Source organism: Pseudomonas sp. MF6776 (genome assembly GCF_016613125.1).
Taxonomy (GTDB): Bacteria; Pseudomonadota; Gammaproteobacteria; order Pseudomonadales; family Pseudomonadaceae; genus Aquipseudomonas; species Aquipseudomonas iridis.
The window spans coordinates 233517-258316 of record NZ_JAENSQ010000002.1; the positions used below are offsets into that span (position 1 = coordinate 233517).

General features: G+C 59.7%; 18 protein-coding genes and 1 tRNA gene. 4 read left to right on the plus strand and 15 right to left on the minus strand.

Annotated features, from left to right (window positions below; all coding sequences use genetic code 11):
- Nucleotides 1-61 precede the first annotated feature (61 nt).
- From JJD74_RS03135 to ptsP, 4 genes are all read right to left on the minus strand, one after another.
- Complete coding sequence (locus JJD74_RS03135; RefSeq protein ID WP_200611250.1) at nucleotides 62-1603, minus strand: alkaline phosphatase D family protein; 1542 nt, start codon at nucleotides 1601-1603, stop codon at nucleotides 62-64.
- A 171-nt stretch (nucleotides 1604-1774) separates the two neighbouring features.
- On the minus strand, nucleotides 1775-3508 hold the full coding sequence (locus JJD74_RS03140) for a PTS fructose-like transporter subunit IIB (protein WP_200611252.1): 1734 nt from the start codon (nucleotides 3506-3508) through the stop codon (nucleotides 1775-1777).
- Nucleotides 3509-3519: 11 nt separating this feature from the next.
- Complete coding sequence (gene pfkB, locus JJD74_RS03145) at nucleotides 3520-4461, minus strand: 1-phosphofructokinase (protein ID WP_042557608.1); 942 nt, start codon at nucleotides 4459-4461, stop codon at nucleotides 3520-3522.
- Nucleotides 4461-7322, minus strand: coding sequence for a phosphoenolpyruvate--protein phosphotransferase (gene ptsP, locus JJD74_RS03150; protein ID WP_200611254.1), 2862 nt, complete (start codon nucleotides 7320-7322; stop codon nucleotides 4461-4463). Before ptsP ends, pfkB begins: the two co-directional genes overlap by 1 nt.
- A 307-nt stretch (nucleotides 7323-7629) precedes the next feature.
- On the opposite strand from ptsP, the gene cra reads away from it, so the two are divergent.
- Nucleotides 7630-8625, plus strand: a complete 996-nt coding sequence (cra, locus tag JJD74_RS03155; RefSeq protein WP_200611256.1) for a catabolite repressor/activator — start codon at nucleotides 7630-7632, stop codon at nucleotides 8623-8625.
- Between the two features lie 3 nt (nucleotides 8626-8628).
- Nucleotides 8629-9405, plus strand: coding sequence for a TatD family hydrolase (locus JJD74_RS03160; protein WP_200611258.1), 777 nt, complete (start codon nucleotides 8629-8631; stop codon nucleotides 9403-9405).
- Nucleotides 9406-9525: 120 nt separating this feature from the next.
- Here JJD74_RS03160 and JJD74_RS03165 read toward each other — a convergent pair whose 3' ends face one another.
- The 4 genes from JJD74_RS03165 to JJD74_RS03180 all read right to left on the minus strand — a co-directional run bounded on the left by JJD74_RS03165 (nucleotide 9526) and on the right by JJD74_RS03180 (nucleotide 15425).
- The gene (locus JJD74_RS03165; protein WP_042557604.1) at nucleotides 9526-11556 is read right to left on the minus strand and encodes a methyl-accepting chemotaxis protein; all 2031 of its coding nucleotides are present in this window, start codon (nucleotides 11554-11556) and stop codon (nucleotides 9526-9528) included.
- Between the two features lie 221 nt (nucleotides 11557-11777).
- Nucleotides 11778-12617 carry a regulatory signaling modulator protein AmpE gene (gene ampE / locus JJD74_RS03170; protein WP_042557603.1) on the minus strand — a complete coding sequence of 280 codons (840 nt, stop codon included), beginning with the start codon at nucleotides 12615-12617 and terminating at the stop codon, nucleotides 11778-11780.
- The gene (gene ampD, locus JJD74_RS03175) at nucleotides 12614-13174 is read right to left on the minus strand and encodes a 1,6-anhydro-N-acetylmuramyl-L-alanine amidase AmpD (protein ID WP_042557602.1); all 561 of its coding nucleotides are present in this window, start codon (nucleotides 13172-13174) and stop codon (nucleotides 12614-12616) included. The genes ampE and ampD overlap by 4 nt, the downstream gene beginning before the upstream one ends.
- A 64-nt stretch (nucleotides 13175-13238) precedes the next feature.
- Nucleotides 13239-15425: a DUF1631 domain-containing protein gene (locus tag JJD74_RS03180; protein ID WP_200611261.1), complete on the minus strand. Its 2187-nt coding sequence runs from the start codon at nucleotides 15423-15425 to the stop codon at nucleotides 13239-13241.
- A 393-nt stretch (nucleotides 15426-15818) separates the two neighbouring features.
- On the opposite strand from JJD74_RS03180, the gene nadC reads away from it, so the two are divergent.
- On the plus strand, nucleotides 15819-16667 hold the full coding sequence (gene nadC / locus JJD74_RS03185; RefSeq protein WP_042557600.1) for a carboxylating nicotinate-nucleotide diphosphorylase: 849 nt from the start codon (nucleotides 15819-15821) through the stop codon (nucleotides 16665-16667).
- Between the two features lie 89 nt (nucleotides 16668-16756).
- On the opposite strand, the gene JJD74_RS03190 is transcribed toward nadC, so the two are convergent.
- On the minus strand, nucleotides 16757-17056 hold the full coding sequence (locus JJD74_RS03190) for a DUF6388 family protein (RefSeq protein ID WP_042561953.1): 300 nt from the start codon (nucleotides 17054-17056) through the stop codon (nucleotides 16757-16759).
- 274 nt (nucleotides 17057-17330) lie between these two features.
- Between JJD74_RS03190 and JJD74_RS03195 the strand changes: the two genes are divergently transcribed.
- Nucleotides 17331-17825: a hypothetical protein gene (locus JJD74_RS03195; protein WP_047299741.1), complete on the plus strand. Its 495-nt coding sequence runs from the start codon at nucleotides 17331-17333 to the stop codon at nucleotides 17823-17825.
- 9 nt (nucleotides 17826-17834) lie between these two features.
- Here JJD74_RS03195 and JJD74_RS03200 read toward each other — a convergent pair.
- From JJD74_RS03200 to infB, 6 genes are all read right to left on the minus strand, one after another.
- Nucleotides 17835-17907: transfer RNA gene (locus tag JJD74_RS03200), tRNA-Thr, on the minus strand.
- Between the two features lie 157 nt (nucleotides 17908-18064).
- Nucleotides 18065-20170, minus strand: coding sequence for a polyribonucleotide nucleotidyltransferase (gene pnp, locus JJD74_RS03205; RefSeq protein ID WP_042557598.1), 2106 nt, complete (start codon nucleotides 20168-20170; stop codon nucleotides 18065-18067).
- Nucleotides 20171-20363: 193 nt separating this feature from the next.
- A complete protein-coding gene (rpsO, locus tag JJD74_RS03210) occupies nucleotides 20364-20633 on the minus strand; it encodes a 30S ribosomal protein S15 (protein WP_003177875.1) in 270 nt (89 codons plus the stop codon).
- Nucleotides 20634-20775: 142 nt separating this feature from the next.
- Nucleotides 20776-21693, minus strand: coding sequence for a tRNA pseudouridine(55) synthase TruB (truB, locus tag JJD74_RS03215; protein WP_042557597.1), 918 nt, complete (start codon nucleotides 21691-21693; stop codon nucleotides 20776-20778).
- A 4-nt stretch (nucleotides 21694-21697) separates the two neighbouring features.
- Entirely contained in the window at nucleotides 21698-22099 is a 402-nt protein-coding gene (rbfA, locus tag JJD74_RS03220; RefSeq protein ID WP_042557596.1) for a 30S ribosome-binding factor RbfA, read from the minus strand.
- 159 nt (nucleotides 22100-22258) lie between these two features.
- Nucleotides 22259-24790, minus strand: a complete 2532-nt coding sequence (gene infB / locus JJD74_RS03225; protein ID WP_042557595.1) for a translation initiation factor IF-2 — start codon at nucleotides 24788-24790, stop codon at nucleotides 22259-22261.
- Between the last annotated feature and the right edge of the window lie 10 nt (nucleotides 24791-24800).

A 24800-nucleotide genomic window follows, 5' to 3' on the forward strand; every position in this document is an offset into this window, starting at 1 on the left:
TTGTCTTTTTTTAAAACCAAGATCAAAAGATCGCAGCCTGCGGCAGCTCCTACAGGGGGTTTCAGACTGGCTGCAGTTTTTTCTCGAACACACTGACCCCATTCAAATCCCGCAACACCACGCTCATCTCCCCACTCTGCCCCTCAATATTCACCTCGCCAAAAAACTGAAACCCGGCAAACGGTGACATGTTCTGCGCCGTCGGTGCCTTCTCGAAAACCACCTCAGGCCCAAAGGTCTTATCCAGCGGATTAGGCCCGAAACTTCCGGCATTCAACGGCCCCGCGACAAACTCCCAGAACGGCTCGAAATCCTGAAACGCCGCGCGATCCGGGTGATAGTGATGCGCCGCGCAATAGTGCACATCTGCCGTGAGGAAGACGAAATTGCGCACCTGCTGCGCCCGCAGAAAACCGAGCAATTCAGCGATCTCCAGTTCACGTCCCTGCGCCGGTCCCGGGTCGCCGTTGGCCACGGCCTCCCAGCGCGCAACGCCCGGACTCACCTCGCCATCAGGCACGCCCAGGCCAATCGGCATGTCTGCCGCGATGACCTTCCACTGCGCTTTCGAGGCCTTCAACCCGCGCTTGAGCCAATCCAGTTGCTCACGCCCCAGGAACGGTTTTGCTGCGCCGAGGTTGTCGTCGTTGGCCTCGCGGTAACTGCGCATGTCGAGTACGAAAACATCCAGCATCGGCCCGTACTTGAGCTTGCGATAAATTCGCCCGCCCGCGTCAGCCGCCTGCAAACGCATCGGCGAATATTCCAGCCAGGCCTTGCGCGCGCGGCCGACCAGGGTGTGGATGTCTTTTTCCTGATAGCGCTCGTCGAGCTGCTTGCCGGGCGACCAGTTGTTGACCACTTCATGGTCATCCCACTGCCAGATCTGCGGCACTTCGGCGTTGAAGCGGCGAATGTTTTCGTCCATCAGGTTGTAGCGATAATTGCCGCGATAGTCGTCGAGGGTCTGGGCGACTTTGCTCTTGGCTTCGGTGGTGATGTTGCGCCACACCCGGCCGTTTTCAGTGGTCAGTTGCGCGGGCACCGGGCCGTCGGCGTAGATGGTGTCGCCGCTGTGGATGAAGAAGTCCGGCAAACGCAGACGCATGGCTTCGTAGATGCGCATGCCGCCGATGTCCGGATTGATGCCGAAGCCCTGGCCGACGGTGTCGCCGCTCCAGACGAAACGAATATCACGCCGCGCCGAGGGTGCGCTGCGCAAGTGGCCGAGCCACGGTTCGCTGGCGACGCCGCTGCGGGCGTCCTTGAAATACACGCGATAGAAAATCGCCTGATCGGCAGGTAACCCGGTGAGTTCGACGCGGGCTGTAAAGTCGCTGCGGGCATCCGCCAGCGCCGAGACGATACGCCGTGGATTGCGAAACTGGCTGCGGGTGTCCCACTCGACCACCATCCGGGCCGGGCGGTCGCTGCGACTCCAGATCATCGCGCGGTCGCCTTGCAGGTCGCCGGACTGCACGCCATCGGTCAGTTGTGGCCGATCCTTGACCGATGCGATCACCGCCGGCGCGAGCCCCGGCATCAGCAGTCCGGTGCCAACGACTTGCATGACACGCCGGCGACCCACATTGAAATCGCTCATGCTGTTCTCCCTGGAAAAAGGAAAACTTAAGCACGCCTATATGAACTCGCCATGACACCACTAACCATTGTGGGAGCGAGCCTGCTCGCGAAAGCTGCGTGCCAGTCAACATACATGTCGCTGGCAGATTGCATTCGCGAGCAGGCTCGCTCCCACAGTTTTAGTGCGGTGTCAGGCCTTGGCGGGTTCCATTGCCAGCTCCACCGCTTCCGGGCGTTTGACCGTCGCATACACAACGGCAGTCAACAAACTCCCCGCGACAATCGCCAGCAGATACAGCAACGCGTGGTTGATCGCATTCGGAATCGCCAACACAAACAACCCACCGTGCGGCGCCATCAGCTTGCAGCCGAAGTACATCGACAGCGCGCCGGTCAATGCACCGCCGGCAATGCTCGCAGGGATCACCCGCAGCGGGTCTTTCGCGGCAAACGGAATCGCCCCTTCGGAGATAAAGCACAGCCCCAGCACGAACGCCGCTTTACCGGCCTCGCGTTCAGTCTGAGCGAATTTGCGTCTGGCAATAAACGTCGCAATACCCAGACCAATCGGCGGCACCATGCCAGCTGCCATGGTCGCGGCCATCGGGGCATAACTCTGCGACGCCAACAGCCCCACCGAGAACGCGTAAGCCGCTTTGTTGATCGGCCCGCCGAGGTCGACGCACATCATGCCGCCGAGCAATACACCGAGCAGAATCGCGTTGGTGGTGCCCATGCTGTCGAGGAAATGCGTGAGCGCCGCCAGCATGTCCGCCACCGGTTTGCCGACCACGTAAATCATCACCAGCCCGGTGAACAGGCTGGCGAACAACGGGATGATCAGAATCGGTTTCAGTGCTTCAAGGCTTTGCGGCAACGCGACATAACGACTGATCGCCTTCGCCGCGTAACCGGCAATGAATCCGGCGACGATCCCGCCGATGAACCCGGCGCCCAGGGTGCTCGCCAGTAAACCGCCGATCATCCCCGGCGCCAGGCCCGGACGGTCGGCAATCGAATAGGCGATGTACCCGGCCAGCAGCGGCACCATCAACTTGAACGCGGTTTCACCGCCGATCTGCATCAGCGCTGCCGCCAGCGTGCCTTCTTCCTTGAACGCGGTGATGCCGAACACGAATGACAACGCGATCATCAAACCGCCCGCCACCACCATCGGCAGCATGAACGACACACCGGTCAGCAGATGTTTGTAGACCCCGGCTTTCTCGGATTTTGCCGGTGCCTTGCCGTCACCGGCGGCGCTTTCCTGCACGCCTTCCGCCAGCGCTTTTTTCAGCGTTTCTTCCGATTTTTTGAGCGCAACTCCGGTGCCGCAGCGGTAGATTTTCTTGCCGGCGAAACGCTCGGTGGCGACTTCGATATCCGCCGCCAGCAGCACCACATCAGCCTCGGCAATTGCCGTCGCGCTCAACGGTGTTTTCGCGCCGACCGAGCCTTGGGTTTCTACCTGCAAGTCATAGCCCAGACGCTTGGCCGTTTGCTGCAACGCTTCGGCCGCCATGAAGGTGTGGGCAACGCCAGTCGGGCACGCGGTGATGGCGACGATGCGCGGTGCGCGGGCCGCAACCGCCGCGGGAACAGCTTCGGTAGCGACGTAGATTTGCGCTTCTTCAGCACCACGGCGCAGTACCGCTTCGACATCCTGCAGGGCTTGCGCAGGTGCAATCTGGAAGACCCGTTTGCCGACAAAACGTGTCATGTCGACGTTGCCGGTGGCGACCAGCAACACCCACTCCGCCGCCGCGATGGTGGCTGCCGACAATTCACGTTCGGGGTGCGCAGCGTCGACCACTTCGACGCTGGTGCTCCAGCCCTGACGCTGGGCCGCTGCATCGAGCAAACGGGCGCACAGCACACTGGTGACCATGCCGTTCGGGCAGGCCGTAACAATGGCTAACTTCATGACAAACCCTCTTATTGTTCTGTCAGGGGGCGCACGCGCACGCCCTGTTCGAGCTGCGCCAGTTGCGCGGCGTCGTTGATGCCGAAACCGATCTGCGTGACCGCCAGCGCAGCAATCGCCGTGGCCGTGCGCAGGGTTTGCTCAGGCGTGTCGGCACTGAGCAAACCGTGAAGCATGCCCGCCAGCAGCGAATCACCGGCACCGACCGTGCTGGCGACGCTGACCTTGGGCGGCGAGGCATGCAGCGCCGAGCCGACGCTGAACCAGTTCACTCCGTCGGCGCCGTGGGAGATCACCACATGGTCGATGCCCTGAGCATGCAGATGCGCCGCCGCCTGGACCTCGGCCGCGCGGGAAACCACTTCGCAACCGAGTGCATCGGCCAGCTCCTCGGTGTTCGGCTTGATCAGCCACGGCCTGGCCTGCAACGCAGCGCGCAACGCTTCGCCGCTGGTGTCGAGGGCGACTCTCAGACCAAGTTGATTCAGCCGTTCGATCAGTTCACGCAACCACTGCGCAGTCACACCACGCGGCAGACTGCCAGCGACCACCACCGCATCGTGCCCCGGTGCAATCTGCACCAGACGATCGAGCAACGCCTGTTGCGCCGCAGCATCAACTATCGGCCCCGGGCCGTTGATGTCGGTGATTCGCCCGTCGCGCTCAGCGATTTTGATGTTGCTGCGTGTCTCGCCCGGTACGCGGATGAATGCGTCAACAAAACCGCGTTTGGCGAACAGCGTTTCGAATGCTTGCAGGTTGTCTTCACCCAGAAAGCCGCTGACGGTCAGTTGATGGCCGAGGTCGGCCAGCACTTGGGCAACGTTCACGCCTTTGCCGGCAGCATGGGTGTGCATTTCGTCGCTGCGGTTGACCTGACCGGCCGTCAGCACCGACAGCTCGACCGTGAGGTCCAGCGCCGGGTTGAGGGTCAGGGTGAGAATCTTGGCCATTACAGGGCCTCCACTAATGCGCGCACTTCGTTGGCGCTGCCCACGTTGAGGGCTTGTTGAGCAACGGTTTGCGCCTGGGTCAGGCTAAGTTCGCGGATGCGAGCCTTGACCTCGGCAATGCTGCGCCCGGACACACTCAGTTCATCCACACCGAGGCCGACCAGCACCGGCACCGCCAGCGGATCGGCCGCCAATTCGCCGCACACGCCAACCCATTTGCCATGGGCATGAGCCGCACGCACGGTGATGTCGATCAGTTGCAGCACCGCCGGGTGCAAGCCGTCCGCCTGTGCCGACAGGGTCGGATGACCGCGGTCGATGGCCAGGGTGTATTGCGTCAGGTCGTTGGTGCCGACACTGAAGAAGTCGACTTCTTTGGCCAATACCGGTGCGAGCAATGCGGCGGATGGCACTTCGATCATGATCCCCAGTTGCAGATCAGCCACCGGGATTTCCAGGCGCAAGCGCTCGGTCATGTCGCGGGCCTGACGCCATTCGTCGACGCTGCCCACCATCGGGAACATGATCCGCAGCGGCCGGTTATCCGCGGCCCGCAGCAAGGCGCGCAACTGCGCTTCCATGATCTGCGGACGCTGCAACGTCAGGCGAATCCCGCGAACACCGAGGAACGGGTTTTCTTCCTTGGCGATCGGCCAGTAAGGCAGCGGCTTGTCGCCGCCAACATCCAGCGTGCGCACTACCAGCGGCCGCCCGGCGAGGCCATCGAGGACGCGGCGATATTCGGCTTCCTGCGTGGCTTCGTCCGGCGCTTGCGGGTGCGCCATGAAAATCAGTTCGGTGCGCAGCAAACCAATGCCTTCGGCGCCCTGCTCCACCGCGCTGATCACGCCAGCGCTTTCGCCGATGTTGGCGAACACTTCCACGGCGTGACCATCGGTGGTGTGCGCCGGTTGATGGCGTTGTTCGGCAGCGGCTTTAAGGCGTTGCTCGCGGGTGTCACGTTCTTCGACAGCGCGTTGCAACGTTGCCGCATCGGCGTCGACATGCAGACGACCGCGTTGTCCGTCGAGCAGCAACGGCGTGCCCGGCGCCAGCAACAGCACTGCCGCGCCAGCGCCGACCAGCGCCGGAATGCCGAGGGCACGGGCGACGATTGCGCTGTGTGCGGTAGCGCCGCCGCGCGCGGTGAGAATCCCTGCGACGCGCGCCGGATCAAGCCGCGCGACGTCGGAGGGGCCAACCTCGTCCATCACCAGAATGTACGGCTGCTCAGGCTCGCTTGGCGTCTCTATCCCACATAACTGCGCCAGCACGCGACGACCGATGTCACGCAGATCCGCCGCACGTTCGGCGAGCAAGGCGTCCTGCAGCGATTCCTGTTGTTTGGCGGCCGCTTCGATCACCGCCATCCACGCCGCTTCGGCGCTTTCGCCCTGTTTGAGGCGCGTGTCGACTTCGTCGGTGAGCTCCGGATCGTCGAGCATTTCCTGGTGAGTGATGAAAATCTCGCGGATCGCTTTGGCTTTGCTGCGTTCGATCAAACCTTGAATGTCGTTGCGCACGTCGCTGAGCGCTTGCTTGAGACGCTCGCGCTCGACGGCGGCGGATTCGCCACGCAACGGGTATTCGATGGTTTGTTGCACTTGAATATGCGCCGGGCCGATGGCGATACCCGGCGCGGCGGGGATCGCGTGCAACTGAGTACCGGACGCCGGAGCGATCAACACTTCGGCGATGTCGGCGAAGACTTCGCGCTGCTGGCTCACGGCGGGCAGCGGCTCGACTTCTTCACCGAGGCCTTCCTCGATGGCGGCGAGCAGCGCAGGCAAGGCATCGGCGGCGATGCTCGGTTCGGCGATCAGTTCCAGCACCTGACCGCGACGGGCGCCGAGGCTGAGCAGTTTGCTGAGGCTTTTCACCGACACGGCGCTGTCGTCACCGTCGACGATGCGCACGCGAATCTCGCCGTCAAAACTCTTCGCCAGTTGCGCGAGGATCTTCGCCGGCCGCGCGTGCAAACCGTGGGCATTGGCCAGCGCGATACGAGCGCTCGGCCAGTCGGCCGGCAACTCACCGCCGAGCACTTCAAGGACTTTACGGCTGCTGGTGGCCCGACCCAACTCATGGCCGCGGCCTTCGATGAGCAACGCACACAGGCGTTCCAACAGGGCCTGATGCGCCTCGCCGAGACTGGCCAGACAAAACAGACCGCTCAGTGGCTGACCGAGGTAACGCATCGGTTTATCCGGGGTGACAAACGCCAGGCCCGGACGCTTCACGGTTTGCTCGCTGTGCAGCCACCACAGGCCATCGCCCAATGGCAGCGCTTCGACTTGCTGCAATACCGCGGCGAAACCGTTGCTCACGCAATCTGCCTGGCGCAGCAGACGCGCGCCACGCCAGACCAGTTCTTCAAAATCGTCAGCGGAAACGCCGAGGCCGATCATTTGCGCGTCGAGCGCAAGTTCCTGCGGTGCGCCTTGCAGCAGTTTGAGCAGCGCTTCAGGAGAACTGGCGCGACGCAGGGCCTGGCCCAGATCGGTCTCGCCGAGTGCACGGGTGAGCAGTTGCAGCAGACGCAAGTGTTCGTCGGATTTGGCGGCAATGCCGATGGCCAGATAAACGATCTGGCCATCGCCCCAATCGACACCCTCGGGGAACTGCATCAGCCGCACGCCGGTGGTAAACACCAGCTCGCGGGTTTCGGGGGTGCCGTGGGGAATAGCAATACCTTGACCGAGAAAGGTCGAGCCCTGGGCCTCACGCGCCTGCAATCCTGCGAGGTATCCGTCAGCGACCAGACCATCGGCCACAAGATGACTGGCCAGCAATTGCAGAGCAGCGGGTTTATCCACAGCCGATTGGCCCATGGATATCTGCTCTATAGTGAGCTCGAGCATGCAATCTCCTTTTTGGCGATTTATGGCGCCAGGTATTGTTTTGAATTGTTTGCAGCTTAGGCGCTGTCGGCCATCCTTTTCAGGGGCAATTTTGGCGGTTTTACGGCAGAACCGGCCAAAGGCGTCTAAAACGTAGAAAATACGCTTGCTGAAACGTTTAATCTAGATTGATCGGCACGTTACTCGATAATGTCTCATCCTTGAAGTCCAACTTGTCGGATGCGCGTAGGCAATAAGTCGTCTGCCCTTATCGGGTAGGATTGGCGAAAATCTCGCGGCATGCTCGAAATAACAAGGAAATCCCGAGTTGAAACTCAGTGATATCGCGCGGTTGGCCGGAGTGTCCGTGACCACCGCGAGCTACGTCATCAACGGCAAGGCCGAACAGCAACGCATCAGCACCGCGACCGTCGAGCGAGTTCGTGCGGTGGTCGATCTGCACGGCTTTACGCCCAACCCACAAGCCGCGGGACTGCGCAGCCGGCATACCCGCACTTTGGGTTTTATCCTGCCGGATCTGGAAAACCCCAGCTACGCGCGGATCGCCAAGCTGCTGGAGCAAGGTGCGCGGGCGCGCGGCTATCAGTTGCTGATCGCCAGCTCCGACGATGCGCCGGACAGCGAGCGCAAACTGCTGCAACTGTTTCGCGCGCGGCGTTGTGATGCGCTGATTGTTGCCAGTTGCCTGCCACCCGGAGATGACAGCTATCTCCAGTTGCAGGCCAAGGGGCTGCCGATCATCGCCATCGACCGGGTCATGGAGCCGGAGTATTTCTGTTCGGTGATCAGCGACGACCGCGAGGCCAGTCTGCACCTGACCCAGAGCCTGCTCGATCCGCAGCTTAAACAGATCGTGCTGCTCGGCGCCCGCCCGGAACTCAGCATCAGCCAGGAACGTGCCGCCGGTTTCAGACAGGCCCTCGTCGACTTCAAAGGCGAAGTGCTGGTCGAGCACGCCGAGTCCTTCAGCCGTGACTGCGGCAAGCAATTGATGGAAGAACTCCTGCAACGTCTGGGGCATTTGCCGGACGCGCTGGTAACCACGTCCTACGTGTTGTTGCAGGGGGTGTTCGACGCGCTGCATGACTTCCCGCTGAAATCGCGGCCGCTGCGCCTCGGCACGTTTGGTGACACGCAACTGCTCGACTTCCTGCCGCTGCCGGTCAACGCCATGGCCCAGCAGCATCAACTGATCGCCGACAAGGCGCTGGAACTGGCATTGGCCGCTGTCGAGCAGTCGCAATATCAGCCTGGCGTTCAGGCGATTGCGCGGACCTTCAAGCAGCGTATTCACCGGGACTGATCCGTGGAGCTGATCGACAGCCACACTCACCTGGACTTCCCCGACTTCGACGCTGATCGCTCGGCGCTGCTGGCCGAAAGCCGCGCCCTTGGGGTGCGGCGGATGGTGGTGCTGGGCGTCTATGAAGGGAACTGGCAGCGGGTGTGGGATCTGGTGCAGGGCGATTCGGATCTGTACGCGGCGTTCGGTTTGCATCCGGTGTATCTCGATCAGCATCGCCCCGAGGATTTACAGACCCTCGGCGATTGGCTGACGCGATTGCGCGGCCATCGGCAGTTGTGTGCAGTCGGCGAGATTGGTCTGGATTACTTCATCGAAACGCTGGACCGCGAGCGGCAGCAGGCGCTGTTCGACGCGCAACTGCAACTGGCGGCGGATTTCGATTTGCCGGCGCTGATCCATGTGCGCCGCAGTCACGCGGCGGTAATTGCCACGCTCAAGCGTTTTCGTTTGAAGCGGGCCGGGATCATCCACGCGTTCGCCGGCAGCCGTGAGGAAGCACGGGAATACATCAAACTCGGTTTCAAACTCGGCCTCGGTGGCGCCCCGACCTGGCCCCAGGCGTTGCGCATGCATCGGGTACTGGCGGATTTGCCACTGGATTCGATTGTGCTGGAAACCGATTCACCGGACATGGCGCCTGCAATGTTTCCGGGAGTGCGCAACAGCCCGGCGCACTTGCCGGCGATTTGCTCAGCGCTCGCCGATCTGATGAATATCTCCCCTCAACAACTTGCCGCGGCCAGCACCGCCAATAGCTGCGCCGTGTTCGGCTGGTAGCTGGAAACACTTTCCCCTGTGGGAGCGAGCCTGCTCACGAAGTCGGTGTGTCAGACGACAACAATCCCGCCGGCAGATTGCATTCGCGAGCAGGCTCGCTCCCACAGGTATTCGAGCGTCTCAAACCCGAAAGGCGCTGATCAGCTGTTTGAGCTCCACGACCTGGGCGGACAGTGCGCGGCTGGCGTCTTCAGTCTGGTGCGCACCTTGCGCCGTGCGCTCACCTGCGCGGTTGATCTCGACAATGTTCTGGTCAATGTCATGGGCCACCGCCGTCTGCTGCTCCACCGCAGCGGCGATTTGCTGGTTCTGATCGACGATCATTCCGACGGCGCCGAGGATGTTTTCCAGCGCCTGCTGGACCTTTTCCGACTGCCCGACCGTGCCGCTGGCCATTTGATGGCTGACACCCATCGCCTTGACCGCCGCACCCACGCCGCCGTGCAGTTTGGCGATCATCTGTTCAATTTCTTCGGTCGATTGCTGGGTGCGTTTGGCCAGCGTGCGCACTTCGTCCGCCACCACCGCAAAACCGCGTCCCTGCTCACCCGCGCGCGCCGCTTCAATCGCCGCGTTGAGCGCCAGCAGATTGGTCTGCTCGGCAATACTCTTGATCACTTCCAGAACGCGGCTGATCGCCTGGCTGTCACTGGCCAATTGGTTGATCACCAGCACTGACTGATCGATCTCGCTGGCCAAAGCAGCGATGCTGCCCTGCTGGGACTCGACCAGACCACGACCGCTGATGGTTTCGTCATTCACGCTGTGGGCGCTGCTCACCGCCGCTGCGGCGCTGCGCGCCACCTCAAGGGAAGTCGCCGACATCTGGTTCATCGCCGTGGCCACTTGTTCGATCTGCGAGCGTTGCCCGGCAACGGCCAGATTGCTTTGCGCCGACACACTTTCCACTTGCCCGGCCTGGCGTTCAACTTCGCCAACGGTTTGCCCGACCCGTTCAATCAAGTCGTGAATCTTCTTTACCGTGCCGTTGAACACTTCGCCCAACTCGCCTAATTCATCGCGGCTGCTGGCCTTGAAGTTGACGGTCATGTCGCCAGCCGCGACCTTGTCCATCATCGCGCCGAGGCGTTTGAGTGTGGTGCGGGTCGACGCGTAAAAGCCGCCATACAGATAGAAAATCAGCACAAACACCACTGACAGCGCCACAGCCTGCAAGACCATGTGTGTGCGGTTTTGCGTCAGGCGCTGCTGTAATTGCGTGTCGAGAAATTTCAGGGTGGCTTCGTTGAGCTGGTAGGTCTTGTCGATAAGCGCGGTAGTCTGGTCGTAAAACGCCTGCCACGGTGCATCGAGCGTGTCGGCCATCACCACTTGCTCTTCGAACAGTTCGCTCGCCTGCTTCAGCGAAGTCTTACTAATGTCAGCCGAACCGCTGAGCGTTTCGTGCGCGGCTTTGCTCGAGCCGAGGGCGTCCTGAAGTTTCAAGGCGTATTCGGCCTGGAGCTTTTCGATCTGCACCAATAACTCGTCAAAACGGGTGCTCGACGAACTGTTGAGGAAACCCTGCCCCAGCGAATACGAGCCCATGGCCCGGCCTTCACCGAGGGTTTGCGTCACAGTGGGCGTGATCAGGGTAACGAGTTCGCTGAGTTGACGGATGTCGCCCTGATTGTCGCGGCTCAGACCGGCCTGACTGGTAATGATCTGGCTGAAAATCTGCGCACTGGCCAACAATTTTCCGATCAACGCACTTTTGCTTTGCAGGGAGTTTTCCGCTTGCTGGGCCTTGAACGCCGCAATCATTTCATCGCGCTTGCCGTCGAACACCTTGATCTGTTCGGGGTCGTCGGTCATTGCCGCCAAGCCTTCCAGGCGTGCCAGTACGGCTTGTTCGAGAGTGGTGATCTGCGATTCGACATTGCCAGCCTTGCCGGACTGGCCGAGGGTGACGTTGATCTGCACCAGATTGTTCAGGGTTTCCAGATCGCGGCGCAGGCTCAGGCTGCTGCCGAGCAGATCAAGGCTTTGCAGCTCGACCCGGGTGCCCTGGAATTCACGATAGGAATCGCGCACCAGATAGAAATTGGTCACCAGCATCGGCACCAGAAACAGCACGCTGATCAGGCTGAACTTCATGCCGAAGCTCAGACGATTCATCAGCGAGACGGCGGGATAGAGCAAGCTCTTCACTGGAAGTCTCCCTTGGTTTTTCTTGTTTTTATTGGCAGGCGCGCGGGTACAGCAGATAGCCACTATCGGGCGCCATCTCTGTATAGCTCAAATCGAAGGGAGGTTTTGTAACTTAAGGTTAACGAAAAAAAAGATCGCAGCCTTCGGCAGCTCCTCCAGCAAACACAGACCCCAAAGTAGGAGCTGCCGCAGGCTGCGATCTTTTGATCTTCAGACAGGAATCAGTGAATCAGTACTGTCCACAAGGCGAACCCTGCATACCACAACACCGCCGCCCGCAGCAGCAATTCCCACAGGCAATCGAGGGTGTTGACGCCTTCCGGGCCGACCGTCGGCGGCGGAATCTCTCCCGCCGCCAACCCGACCTTGTTGATCAGTTGCGCAGCGCTGATGTTCCAGTTCAGCAATTCATGCAGCATCACCCGGCTGACCGCAACGAAGTTGCCGACCAAGGCAAAACTCGCCGCCAACAGACGCACCGGCACCCAGTCAAAGGCATGACGCAGTTGCGCGGCACGTTCGACCAGCGCCGGGTTCTGACCGTGCTCTTGGGCCAGCGCCAACAAGCGATAGGCCAATGCCGCCACCGGACCGAGCAGGAAATACCAGAAGATCACGGCGAAGAAGCTTTGATAGGCCTGCCACAACAAATGCTCCTGCACCCGATCGAGCAATTGCTCGCCGCTGTCGGCACAGATATTCAGATCGCGCTTGGCCACATGCGCCGCGGCTTGCAGATCCTCGCGCCGCCAGGCATCGCGAAACGGCCCGAGACCGCCGAGCAGGTCGCCGCGCCCCAGGCTATAAATCACCACCAGCAAATGCACCGGCAGGGCCAGCAAGCCGTACGCCACCGGCTCCAGCACCACCAGCAACAGGGCCAGCAACGCCACCGGCAGCAGCACCAGAATCGTCAGTACCAGCCATGGCTGTTTGGCCAGTCGCTCGCTGGTTTCGAGTTTGTTCAGTTCGCGAATCCATCCGCCATCGCGTTGAACCCGATGGCGCAGTGCCGAGAATTTCTCGATCCAGAGCGCCAGCAGTAACACCAGAAAACTCATTGTCCTTCCTCTTGTGCCAGGGCCGCGCGGTAACGCGCCCAGTCGAATGCCGGGCCAGGATCGGTCTTGCGCCCGGGTGCAATGTCGCTGTGCCCGCAAATGCGGGCGCCGGTGATAGCCGGAAATGCTGTCTGCAACTGACGGGTCAGCGCCGTCAACGCCTGATACTGCGCATCGGTGAACGGCAGATCATCGGTGCCTTCGAGCTCAATGCCCACGGAAAAATCATTACAGGTTTCGCGCCCTTCAAAAATCGACACGCCGGCATGCCACGCCCGCTCAAGACAGGAGACAAACTGGGTGACCTTGCCGTCACGTTCAATCAGAAAATGCGCCGAGACCCGTAAGTCGGCAATCCCTGCAAAGTAGGGATGTTCGGTGACATCCAGACGATTCTGGAAAAATTCCTGCACCTTGCCGGTGGCGAACTGCGCAGGCGGCAGGCTGATGTTGTGGATAACCAACAGGGAAATTTCGCCCGCAGGGCGCTCATTGAAATTGGGCGATGGGCAAGTCTGCACCCCGTGACACCACCCGCTAGCGGGATCCAACTGCATACCGATTCCTTCAACGCCGACTGTGTTGGCGCCCAGTATGCCGTGATCGGCCCCCGGCGCGCGATCACTTGGCGCGATTGAGTCGCCGCAGATTGCCCAACACTGACTCCAGCGCCCGATCGAACAACAAAGTGTCGTCCAGCGCACGCACCGCTCCACGCTGGAACTCAAGAGCCAGGCCGATGCGACTGCGCTCCAGCACTTTCATGCCGGTACGGTCGACAAACACGTACTTGCCCGTAGCTTCTATGATTGCCGCGAGCTTGCAGCGCAGGGTGTTGTCCTCGTCTTCCTGAAACGCAACCCAACTGCCCAGGTGCAATTGAGCCACCTGCTGCAGGCCTACGTCGTGATGGGACAGACGTGCCGAGGCTAGCGTCGTTTCACCCTCTTGCGCCATTGGCAAGACGATCTGCTGCGACACCTCGATCATCGCCGGCGCCTCGGCCTGAGCAGATCCACCGGTACGCTCGAGCACGCGCACATGCAGCGTTTCCAGCTCAGAGAAAAATTCGCTGGTGGCAAACGGATCGAATGCGCAGCGGGTCAGGCCATCGCGCAGCGACTTCAGCAACCCCGGCACCAGCGCCAGCAGACGCATACCAGCCTCAGCATCGTCGTGGCGCTGAACACTCCAGATGAGTTGCTCCATGGTCTGCACATCAGCTTGCCATTCGGCGGACTGGTCGCCATGTTTGAGGCAGGTCAGCAGCAATACCTTGCTCCAGGCGTCCTGCACGAAGGTCACCACCGACGGCGGCAAGACTTTGCCCAACAGTGCCAGATTCAACGCATGCTCGACGCGTCGCCGCGCCAGCTCGGTTTTCGCCCGCCCCTCTTCCGCATCGCGCAGACGTTGCTCGAGGAGTTCGCTGCGCCGACGCTGATCACTGGTGAAAGCGAGAAAGTCAGCCAACAGTTCGGAGAATATCGCCGGATCATCGACAAAATCGGTCAGCAGGCGCTGCACCACTTGTTCGATGCGCAGATACAGACTGTCGCGCGCATCGCTGTCGCAATCCCCCCAGCCCATGGCCGCATCGGCGATTTCATTGAGCAGACGCCGCGCCGGGTGGCTGCTGCGACTGAAGAAACTCTTGTCGAGTACCGCGACCTTGAGCATCGGAATCTGCAATCGGGCGATCAAGGCCTTGAGCGAGTCCGGCAGATTGCGGTCTTCGAGGATGCAGTCGAAGACCATGGCGATCAGGTTGATCACATCCTCATCAGCGCCTCCGACGATCCGCGACTTGCCAGTTCTGACGCTGACCCGCGTCAGCAGTTGTTCGAGCTGGTTACGCAGGTCGAAATCGTCCTGCGCCGCCAGCGCCGGCACATATTGCTGCAAATGCGAGAGCAGGCGCAGCAGGTCGCGCGTGCTGATCGGCTGGGCAGAGGCGCCTGATTCGAGGCTCGGCGCAACACTGCCGCGCACGTTCAGCAGCAACTCCTGCAACGCAGCGAAAACTTCCTGGACACTTTCGTCCGCCGTTACGGGCTCGGCGCTTTCTTCGCGACTGATACTGGCCGCCGCACGATCAATCGCGCGTCGCGCCGGGGCCGGTTTCAGCTCGGGCAACACGCCGGTGGCGCTGAGCAACTGATTGGCTTCGGAATATAACTGTTCGGTGTCGGCCAGCACATAGCGCTCGAACAGCTTGAGCAGGATCAGCTTGACCTTGATCTCAACGCCCAGATTACGGCCGGCTTGCAAAAAGAACTCACAGAGCAGCGCCGGGCCGAGGGGGTTGTGTTGATCGGCAAAGGAATTATCCAGCAATGCGTTGAGGCGCGCGGTCAGTTGCCCCAAGGCGAAGCCATCACGCTTGAGCACGCGGCCGACCATGGTCTCCACGGCGACGGTGCGTTCCATGTCGTCGGTGCGAGGCGCGCAGTCTTCGAACAGCAACGGGTGCGGCAGCGTGTTGTGCGCGGGCTGGTATTGAGTGAGGCCGACAAAGGCTTCGCAGAACTGCTCGAGAAAACCGCGCTCGATGTTTTTGCGTTTGAGGCGCAAGTCGCGCATCGCTTCAAAAAAGATGTTCTGCTCAACGTCGTTGCGTGCCCGGTCAGCCATTTCGAACAGGGTGTCGTCGGCATTATCGAACAGCTCCTGCAACCCGTGGCGCAGTTGCTGGGCAGCCTTGTCGCGAACCTGAAGCAGAATCACAGGCAGGCGGGCGAGCGGCGAGTGATTCGCCTGATCGGCAGACGCCTTGTACAAAGGCACCACTTTCCCGTCGTTGTGCATCCAAGCCTCCTGAAACGGTGATTCTTTCGGTGAGTCAGGACACCGCCCCTGTGGGAGCGAGCTTGCTCGCGAAGGCGATCTGTCGGTGACATCGCGGGCGAGTAATACCCCACATTCGCGAGCAAGCTCGCTCCCACAGGGTTCAACCCTTCAGCAAAAAAAGACGTCAAGCCTATGACGTCAAATACAAGTCGGATTATCTTGCAAAAGATGTCCGCAGCGCCATAGCCGTCAGGGTTTCCCCTATGCCCGCCCAGTCACCCTCAACTGACCACGCCCCACTGGGGTTTACTCAAAGAAATCGACCAGCTGCGGCCAGGCACGCAAGTTCTTGCCTTGGGTTGGCTCGCGCCATGCCCCTATAATCGAATCACTTTGTTTGTGGAGCCCGTTATGCCGAATCTACGTCTCGCCGATTTGACCGCCGAAATCGAAGCCAACGTGCGCCGTGCGTTGCTCGAAGACATCGGCAGCGGCGACATCACCGCGCAACTGATCCCGGCCGAACGCCTGGCCAAAGCCACCATCATCACCCGCGACGACGCCGTTATCTGCGGCACGGCATGGGTCGATGCGGTGTTTCGCCAGCTCGATCCACGGGTGGCGGTGCATTGGCAGGTAATCGATGGCGAGCGGGTCAAACCCAATCAGCCACTGTTTCATCTGGAGGGCCCGGCCCGTTCGCTATTGACCGGTGAACGCAGCGCCTTGAACTTCCTGCAATTGCTTTCCGGTGTGGCGACTCGCGCGCAGTATTTGGCAGACTTCGTGGGCGAGACTCAGGTCAAGCTGCTCGACACCCGCAAGACCCTGCCAGGCCTGCGTCTGGCGCAGAAATACGCCGTGACCTGTGGTGGTTGCCACAACCACCGCATCGGCTTGTACGACGCGTTTCTGATCAAGGAAAACCACATCGCTGCCAGCGGTGGGATCGCGCAAGCCATTGCCGCCGCGCACAAGATTGCCCCGGGCAAACCTGTGGAAATTGAAGTGGAAAGTCTGCAAGAGCTGAAGGAAGCGCTGGAGGCCGGCGCCGACATCATCATGCTCGACGAACTGAGCCTGGACGACATGCGCGAAGCCGTGCGCCTGAACGGCGGCAAGGCAAAACTGGAGGCCAGCGGCGGCATCAACGAAAACACGCTGCTGCCGATCGCCGAAACCGGGGTGGATTACATCTCGATTGGCGCGATGACCAAGGATGTGAAGGCGGTGGACCTGTCGATGCGTCTCAGCCTTTAAACAGTAGCGGCCAGTCCAGAGGTGCAAGCTGCAAGCCAAAGCTGTTCCGCTTTGACCTGTAGCTTGCGGCTTGGAGCTAGCAGCTCTCGTCAAACGACGAGATTGTTCATCTCGCAGTACTCTTCCCACTCGACGCCAAGCACTTCAGCCGCCTCCTTGTGTAGAACAAGACGCTGGGCCTCGAACTCCTCCGGCGTGCTTGTGTACTTGAGCGTCAGCTCCCACGGCTGCAAGCCCTGGGATTCAGCTTCGTCTTCGAACGCCCACTGGATCTGATCTTTCTGATCATCGGCACTCAAGTCCTTGATCTCCTCCTTCAGATCGGGCACGTCAAGAATGTACTTTTCCAGCGCTTGTTCGTGGCGTTGCTCTTGAGTTAATTCGGTCATGTCGTTCTCGCTGATCATAGGAATGGAAGATGGATCTGGATCATCAAGGATCTCTCTGACGCGGATTGTCCGGCCTTCGGAACCATTCGGGATCATCTGAAAACTGCAGGGCGATGCTCATGCAGGCACCGAATATAGGACGTTTGCATGAGGAATTACACGGCTCTTTACATCTCTCTCACAAAAAGCTGACCTGCGGAACATAAATGCCGATTCCAAGTCATAGCGATGTGCCACTTCGGCACTCATCCGCTGTTCACAAGGAAAACCAGTGATGCGCAGCTTTTTGAAAATTTCTTCTGTTGTGTCCACGACTGCTCTGATCGCCGCTCTGGCGTTGCCGGCAAGCGCAATGGCTGTTGAGTTGAGCAACAGCAGCCCGTCATATGGCGACAAGGTTCCTCTGATTCACAACGATTACGGCAAAGACGTCGTCATCCGAAGTGACATCAGCATTGATGAACTGAAAAAGATGCGTGACACCGTCAGCGATCAATCGCGCCAGATCGAAGAACTCAAGCGCAGCAGCGGCTCCAGTTCCAGCTCCAGCGGCAAGGAACTCGACGAGTTGAAGAACAAGGTCAAAGAACAGGATCGTGAGCTGGATACTCTCGGCCGCCAGGTTGAAGAGCTCAAGCGCAACAGTGGCTCAAGCTCCAATTCGAGCAGCAGTGAGATTTCGAACCTGAAGCAGAAGATCAACGATCAGGACCGAGCGATGGACCAGCTCAAACGTACCGTCGAGGATCTGAGCCGCAAGGTGAAATAAAGGGGATCGTGCCCGAGACAGGAATCGAACCTGCGACCTTCGCGTTACGAGTGCGCTGCTCTACCGGCTGAGCTACACGGGCGGTGGAGTAAACCTAGCACCGGTTTTCACAAACGCAAAGTTCGCAGCGCCTGCACGGCTCACCGCAGGCTGCGATTTTTTATGGTTTTCCACAGACAAAAAAATGCCCCGCCGTTTTCACGGCGGGGCATTTTTATTGCGCTAAAGCTTTGGGGTGATTAAACGCCCGAAGCCTTGGCCGCTGCCACGTCTTTGATGGACAGCTTGATACGGCCGCGGTTGTCCACGTCCAGTACCAGCACTTCCACTTCCTGGCCTTCTTTCAGGATGTCGGTCACTTTCTCAACGCGAGCGTCGCTCAGCATCGAGATGTGAACCAGACCGTCCTTGCCCGGCAGGATGTTGACGAATGCGCCGAAGTCGACGATGCGCTCAACCTTGCCGACGTAGATCTTGCCGATCTCGGCTTCAGCGGTGATGCCCAGAACGCGCTGACGTGCAGCTTCAGCAGCTTCCTTGGTTTCGCCGAAGATCTTGATCGAACCGTCGTCTTCGATGTCGATCGAAGCCTTGGTTTCTTCGCAGATCGCACGGATGGTCGCGCCACCTTTACCGATAACATCACGGATCTTGTCGGTGTCGATTTTCATCGCGATCATGGTCGGAGCATTTTCCGACAGCTCGTTACGCGACTGACCAATGATCTGGTTCATCTGGCCGAGGATGTTCAGGCGCGCTTCCAGGGCTTGGCCCAGAGCGATTTCCATGATCTCTTCGGTGATGCCCTTGATCTTGATGTCCATCTGCAGCGCGGTCACACCTTTGGCGGTACCCGCTACTTTGAAGTCCATGTCGCCCAGGTGGTCTTCGTCACCGAGGATATCGGTAAGAATGGCGAACTTCTCGCCTTCTTTAACCAGACCCATGGCGATACCGGCAACCGGCGCCTTCATCGGCACACCAGCGTCCATCAATGCCAGGGAAGCACCGCAAACGGAAGCCATCGAGCTCGAACCGTTCGATTCGGTGATTTCCGAGACAACACGGATGGTGTACGGGAACACGTCAGCGGCAGGCAGCATGGCGGCAATCGAACGACGGGCCAGACGGCCGTGACCGATTTCGCGACGACCAGCGCCACCCATGCGACCACACTCGCCCACCGAGAACGGAGGGAAGTTGTAGTGCAGCATGAACGGGTCTTTTTTCTCGCCTTCCAGGGTGTCCAGCAGTTGTGCGTCACGGGCAGTACCCAGAGTCGCGACTACCAGAGCCTGGGTTTCACCACGGGTGAACAAAGCCGAACCGTGAGTCTTCGGCAGAACGCCGACTTCGATGTTCAGCGGACGTACGGTTTTGGTGTCGCGACCGTCGATACGTGGCTTGCCGTTTACGATGTTTTCGCGAACGGTGCGGTATTCGATTTCGCCGAAAGCAGCTTTGACGTCGCTGGACGAAGGCTGGCCTTCTTCACCGGACAGCTTGGCCACAACCTGATCCTTCAACTCGCCCAGGCGAGCATAACGGTCGGCCTTGACTGTGATGGTGTAGGCGTCGGAGATCGCAGTGCCGAACTCGGAGCGGATAGCGCCCAGCAGTTCAGTCGCTTCGGCTTGTGGAGCCCAGGCCCAGGTAGGCTTGGCAGCTTCAGCAGCCAGTTCTTTAACAGCGTTGATCACAACCTGGAACTCGTCGTGAGCAAACAGTACAGCGCCCAGCATCTGGTCTTCGGTCAGCTCTTTGGCTTCCGATTCAACCATCAACACGGCTTCCGAGGTACCGGCAACGACCATGTCCAGGCTCGATGCTTTCTGTTGCTCGTAAGTCGGGTTCAGCAGGTAGCCGGTGCTTTCGTGGAAAGCAACGCGAGCGGCGCCGATCGGACCGTCGAACGGGATGCCCGAGATGGCTAGGGCAGCCGAAGTACCGATCATCGCAGCGACGTCCGGATCGGTCTTTTTGCTGGTGGAAACGACGGTGCAGACAACCTGCACTTCGTTCATGAAACCTTCTGGGAACAGCGGACGGATCGGACGGTCGATCAGTCGGGAAGTCAGGGTTTCCTTCTCGGAAGGACGGCCTTCGCGCTTGAAGAAACCGCCAGGGATCTTACCGGCAGCGTAAGTCTTTTCCTGGTAGTGAACGGAAAGAGGAAAGAAGCCTTTGCTTGGGTCTGCGTGCTTGGCGCCAACAACGGTCACCAGTACGGTCACGTCGTCATCAACAGTAACCAGCACTGCGCCGGAGGCTTGACGGGCAATACGGCCTGTCTCGAGGGTAACGGTCGACTGACCGAACTGGAATTTTTTGATTACCGGGTTCACGGTGTCCTACCTTCTTTGTGGCTCTTGGGGAACTGGTTTCTTGCGAAATTCTTGGGCAATGCCGGGAATCGGCCCGACGCCTGTCCAGGGTAAAACGTGTATCCAGATAAAACTTGAGGCTGGGAGCCTGCCCGAAGCCCGCGGAAAACCGCGGACGTCTGACAAACAACCAACCTCAGAGCGCAATCGCTTATTAGCGACGCAGACCCAGGCGACCGATCAGAGTCTGATAACGACCCAGATCCTTGCCTTTCAGGTAGTCCAGCAGCTTGCGACGCTGGTTTACCATGCGGATCAGACCACGACGGGAGTGGTGATCTTTACCGTTGGCCTTGAAGTGACCCTGCAGCTTGTTGATGTTGTGGGTCAGCAGTGCAACTTGCACTTCTGGCGAACCAGTGTCACCAACAGCTTGCTGGTAGTCAGCAACGATTTGAGCTTTTTCTTGAACGTCGAGAGCCATGAGGCAATCCTTTTATCAGGAAACTGTTTCAGGGAAACAGCTTCAACAGGCCAGGGACAAATCCCTGTATCTATAAATGAGTCGTGACCGTGCCTGTTAACAGCCACACTCGCCAGCCTGCTGTTACACAGGCTGGTTTCGGTCATTCTGACCGAATCAAACGACGTGGCGCGATGCGCCCGTCTTCGCTCACTTCACCGATACCGATGAAGCGACCATTGTGATCCTGTACCCGAACCATGCCGAACTTCGGAGCATCCGGGGCACGTACCGGCTGGCCGTTGAGCCAGTAGAACGCGCTCGCTTCCGAAAAGTGCAGCAGCGGCCAATCCAGCAAGCCGCTGTCCGATGGCATCAGGAAGCGGTCAACCGCTTCGTTACCGCCTTCGGCATGTACCGCTTCAAGCTCTTCGAGGGTAACGGTCTGCGCCAGGGTGAAAGGCCCGGCCTGGGTACGGCGCAATTCTGCGACGTACGCACCACAACCGAGTTGCTCACCAATATCCTCCACCAGGGTGCGAATATAGGTGCCCTTGCTGCAATCCACCGCAAGCCGCGCAGTATCGCCTTCGAAGGCCAGTAATTCCAAGCGCGCAATAGTAACAGAACGCGGTTCACGCTCCACTACTTCGCCTGCACGTGCCAGCTTGTACAGCGGCTGACCATCACGCTTGAGCGCTGAGTACATCGGTGGTATCTGACTGATTTGGCCGCGAAAATTCGGCAACGCAGCCTCGACATCGGCGCGACCAACGGTCACCGGGCGCTCCTGCAAAACCTCACCTTCGGCATCCGCCGTGGTGGTGGTCTTGCCCAACTGCGCCAGGGTTTCATAACCCTTGTCGGAATCGAGCAGGTACTGCGAGAACTTGGTGGCCTCACCGAAGCACAGCGGCAGTACGCCGGTGGCCAGTGGGTCGAGACTGCCAGTATGCCCGGCTTTCTCGGCGTTGAGCAGCCAGCGAACCTTCTGCAGCGCAGCGTTTGAGGTGAACCCCAGCGGCTTGTCGAGCAGGATGATGCCGCTGACGTTACGACGGATACGTTTGACCTGAGCCACCGAGTTACTCCTTGGTGTCTTCAGGTGCTGGAACGACAACGTGCTGATTGTCTTCAGCAACAGCGCGCTCGATCAGCGCCGACAGGTGCGCACCACGGACAACGGATTCGTCGTAGTGGAAGTGCAATTGCGGCACGCTGCGCAGCTTCATTTCGCGGGCCAGTTGCATACGCAGGAAACCTGCGGCGGCATTCAGTACCTTGATGCTTTGCGCGATGTCTTCTGCGTTGTCCTGCCCCATCACGGTGATGAAAATCTTGGCGTGACCGACGTCACGGCTGACTTCCACTGCGGTAATAGTCACCAGGCCGACGCGCGGATCTTTGACTTCACGACGGATCAGCTGGGCCAGCTCACGCTGCATCTGATCGCCGATACGTTGGGTACGGCTGTATTCTTTTGCCATGATTTGTTACCTGTTACTGCCCCACGGTGAAACCCGCAAGGTCTGAAAGCGGCAAACGCCCGGCCTGACAAAAGCCAGACCGGGCGTTGCGTTTAGAGTCCTGACGCCGTGCCGCGCATTTTCATGCGACGGCCCGACGTGGCCCTTGAAGTGCGCGAGTTAGAGGCTGCGAGCAACCTGAACCTTCTCGAAGACTTCGATCTTGTCGCCGACTTTGACGTCGTTGTAGCTCTTCACGCCGATACCGCATTCCATGCCGGCACGTACTTCGGAAGCGTCATCCTTGAAGCGGCGCAGGGATTCCAGCTCGCCTTCGAAGATAACGATGTCTTCACGCAGTACACGGATCGGACGGTTACGGTGCACAACACCTTCGATCACCATGCAGCCTGCGATCGCGCCAAACTTCGGCGAACGGAACACGTCACGCACTTCTGCGACACCCAGAATGTTCTCGCGAACATCGCTGCCGAGCATACCGGTCAGGGCTTTCTTGACGTCTTCGATGATGTCGTAGATCACGTTGTAGTAACGCATATCCAGACCTTCCTGCTCGACGATCTTCCGTGCGCCAGCATCGGCACGCACGTTGAAGCCGAACAGTACAGCGCTCGAAGCCAGTGCCAGGTTGGCATCGGACTCGGTGATACCACCGACACCGCCGCCAACTACGCGCACTTGCACTTCGTCGTTGCCCAGGCCATTCAGAGCGCCTTGCAGAGCTTCCAACGAACCACGGACGTCAGATTTGAGGACGATATTGAGCGTCTTCTTCTCTGCCTGACCCATGTTTTCGAAGATGTTTTCCAGCTTGCCGGCGTGAGCGCGAGCCAGTTTGACTTCGCGGAACTTGCCTTGACGGAACAGAGCCACTTCACGGGCTTTCTTCTCGTCGGCAACCACACTCATCTCGTCGCCAGCGTCCGGGGTACCGTCCAGGCCGAGAATCTCGACAGGGATGGAAGGACCGGCTTCCTTGATTGGCTTGCCGTTCTCGTCGAGCATGGCACGCACGCGGCCATAGTTCGAACCGACCAGAACCATGTCGCCTTGGCGCAGGGTACCGTCTTGCACCAGAACGGTTGCAACCGGGCCACGACCTTTGTCGAGACGCGATTCAACCACAACACCACGACCTGGAGCCGACGGAGTTGCTTTCAGTTCGAGAACTTCAGCTTGCAGCAGAACGGCTTCAAGCAGGTCGTCCACGCCAGTACCGAGTTTCGCCGAAACCGATACGAACGGCGTTTCACCGCCCCACTCTTCCGACGTCACGCCGTGAACCGACAGTTCACTACGGATGCGATCGAGATCAGCGCCCGGCTTGTCGATCTTGTTCACTGCAACAACCAGTGGAACGCCAGCGGCTACCGCGTGCTGAACAGCTTCAATGGTCTGCGGCATCACGCCGTCGTCCGCTGCAACTACCAGGATCACGATGTCGGTCGCCTTGGCACCACGGGCACGCATTGCGGTAAACGCGGCGTGACCAGGGGTGTCGAGGAAGGTAACCATGCCGCGTTCGGTTTCAACGTGGTACGCACCGATGTGCTGGGTGATACCGCCGGCTTCGCCAGCAGCTACCTTGGCACGACGGATGTAGTCGAGCAGCGACGTCTTACCGTGGTCAACGTGGCCCATTACGGTCACAACTGGCGCACGGGAGAACGACTCACCTTCAAACTTCAGGGACTCGGCCAGGGAATCTTCCAGGGCGGTGTCGCTGACCAAGGTCACTTTGTGGCCCAGTTCTTCGGCTACCAGTTGAGCAGTTTCCTGATCAAGCACCTGGTTGATGGTCGCTGGAGTGCCCAGTTTGAACATGAACTTGATGATTTCAGCGGCCTTGACCGACATCTGATTGGCGAGATCGCCAACAGTGATGGTCTCGCCGATCTGCACATCACGCACGACAGGGCCGGTTGGGCTCTGGAAACCGTGAGCGTTGCGCTTCTTCAGCTTGGCCTTGCCGCGACCACCACGACGGAAGCCATCGCTTTCTTCGTCGGTAGTACGTGGCGCAACACGTGGCGCTGGCGCTTTCTCTTTGACCGATGCGCGATGCGGAGCGTTTTTGCGCTCGCCATCACCACCGCCACTGCGACGATTGTTATCGTCGGCACGTGGTTTGTCCGGACGGCGCTGTTCGTTCTGCTTGTTACGAACGTCAGCAGACGGCGCTGGAGCAGCGGCAACCACCGGCGCGCTTTCACGTACCGGCTCAGCAACTGCAGCAGGAGCTGCAACGGCGGCGCTAGTCGCGGTTTGCGCAGAGCCAGGATTGCGGCGTGCTTCTTCTTCGGCGCGCTGCTTGGCTTCTTGCTCAGTCTTCTGGCGGGCAGCATTTTCTACTGCGCGACGCTCATCCAGTTCACGCTTGCGCTCGGCTTCGATTTCTTCCGGGCTGCGCTGTACGAAAACTTTCTTTTTGCGAACTTCAACGCTGATGCTCTTGCTACCAGCCACACGCAGGGTGCTGGTGGTTTTACGCTGCAGCGTGATCTTGCGTGGTTCTTCCACTTTCGCCTTGTGGCTGCTTTTCAAGTGAGTCAGCAAAGATTGCTTCTCACTGTCAGTCACATTTTCTTCGGCGGCGGTGTGCGGCAGACCTGCCTCACGCATCTGCTGCAACAGGCGCTCTACCGGTGTTTTGACCTCATCGGCCAGTTGTTTCACCGTGACTTGCGTCATGCACTTCTCT

Bases quoted from the DNA above. Each gene is read 5' to 3' on its own strand.
- JJD74_RS03135 (WP_200611250.1), bottom strand. From the start codon at position 1,603: ATGAGCGATTTCAATGTGGGTCGCCGGCGTGTCATGCAAGTCGTTGGC.
- JJD74_RS03140 (WP_200611252.1), bottom strand. From the start codon at position 3,508: ATGAAGTTAGCCATTGTTACGGCCTGCCCGAACGGCATGGTCACCAGT.
- pfkB (WP_042557608.1), bottom strand. From the start codon at position 4,461: ATGGCCAAGATTCTCACCCTGACCCTCAACCCGGCGCTGGACCTCACG.
- ptsP (WP_200611254.1), bottom strand. From the start codon at position 7,322: ATGCTCGAGCTCACTATAGAGCAGATATCCATGGGCCAATCGGCTGTG.
- ampE (WP_042557603.1), bottom strand. From the start codon at position 12,617: ATGAGTTTTCTGGTGTTACTGCTGGCGCTCTGGATCGAGAAATTCTCG.
- ampD (WP_042557602.1), bottom strand. From the start codon at position 13,174: ATGCAGTTGGATCCCGCTAGCGGGTGGTGTCACGGGGTGCAGACTTGC.
- JJD74_RS03180 (WP_200611261.1), bottom strand. From the start codon at position 15,425: ATGCACAACGACGGGAAAGTGGTGCCTTTGTACAAGGCGTCTGCCGAT.
- nadC (WP_042557600.1), top strand. From the start codon at position 15,819: ATGCCGAATCTACGTCTCGCCGATTTGACCGCCGAAATCGAAGCCAAC.
- JJD74_RS03190 (WP_042561953.1), bottom strand. From the start codon at position 17,056: ATGACCGAATTAACTCAAGAGCAACGCCACGAACAAGCGCTGGAAAAG.
- JJD74_RS03195 (WP_047299741.1), top strand. From the start codon at position 17,331: ATGCGCAGCTTTTTGAAAATTTCTTCTGTTGTGTCCACGACTGCTCTG.
- rpsO (WP_003177875.1), bottom strand. From the start codon at position 20,633: ATGGCTCTCGACGTTCAAGAAAAAGCTCAAATCGTTGCTGACTACCAG.
- rbfA (WP_042557596.1), bottom strand. From the start codon at position 22,099: ATGGCAAAAGAATACAGCCGTACCCAACGTATCGGCGATCAGATGCAG.
- infB (WP_042557595.1), bottom strand. From the start codon at position 24,790: ATGACGCAAGTCACGGTGAAACAACTGGCCGATGAGGTCAAAACACCG.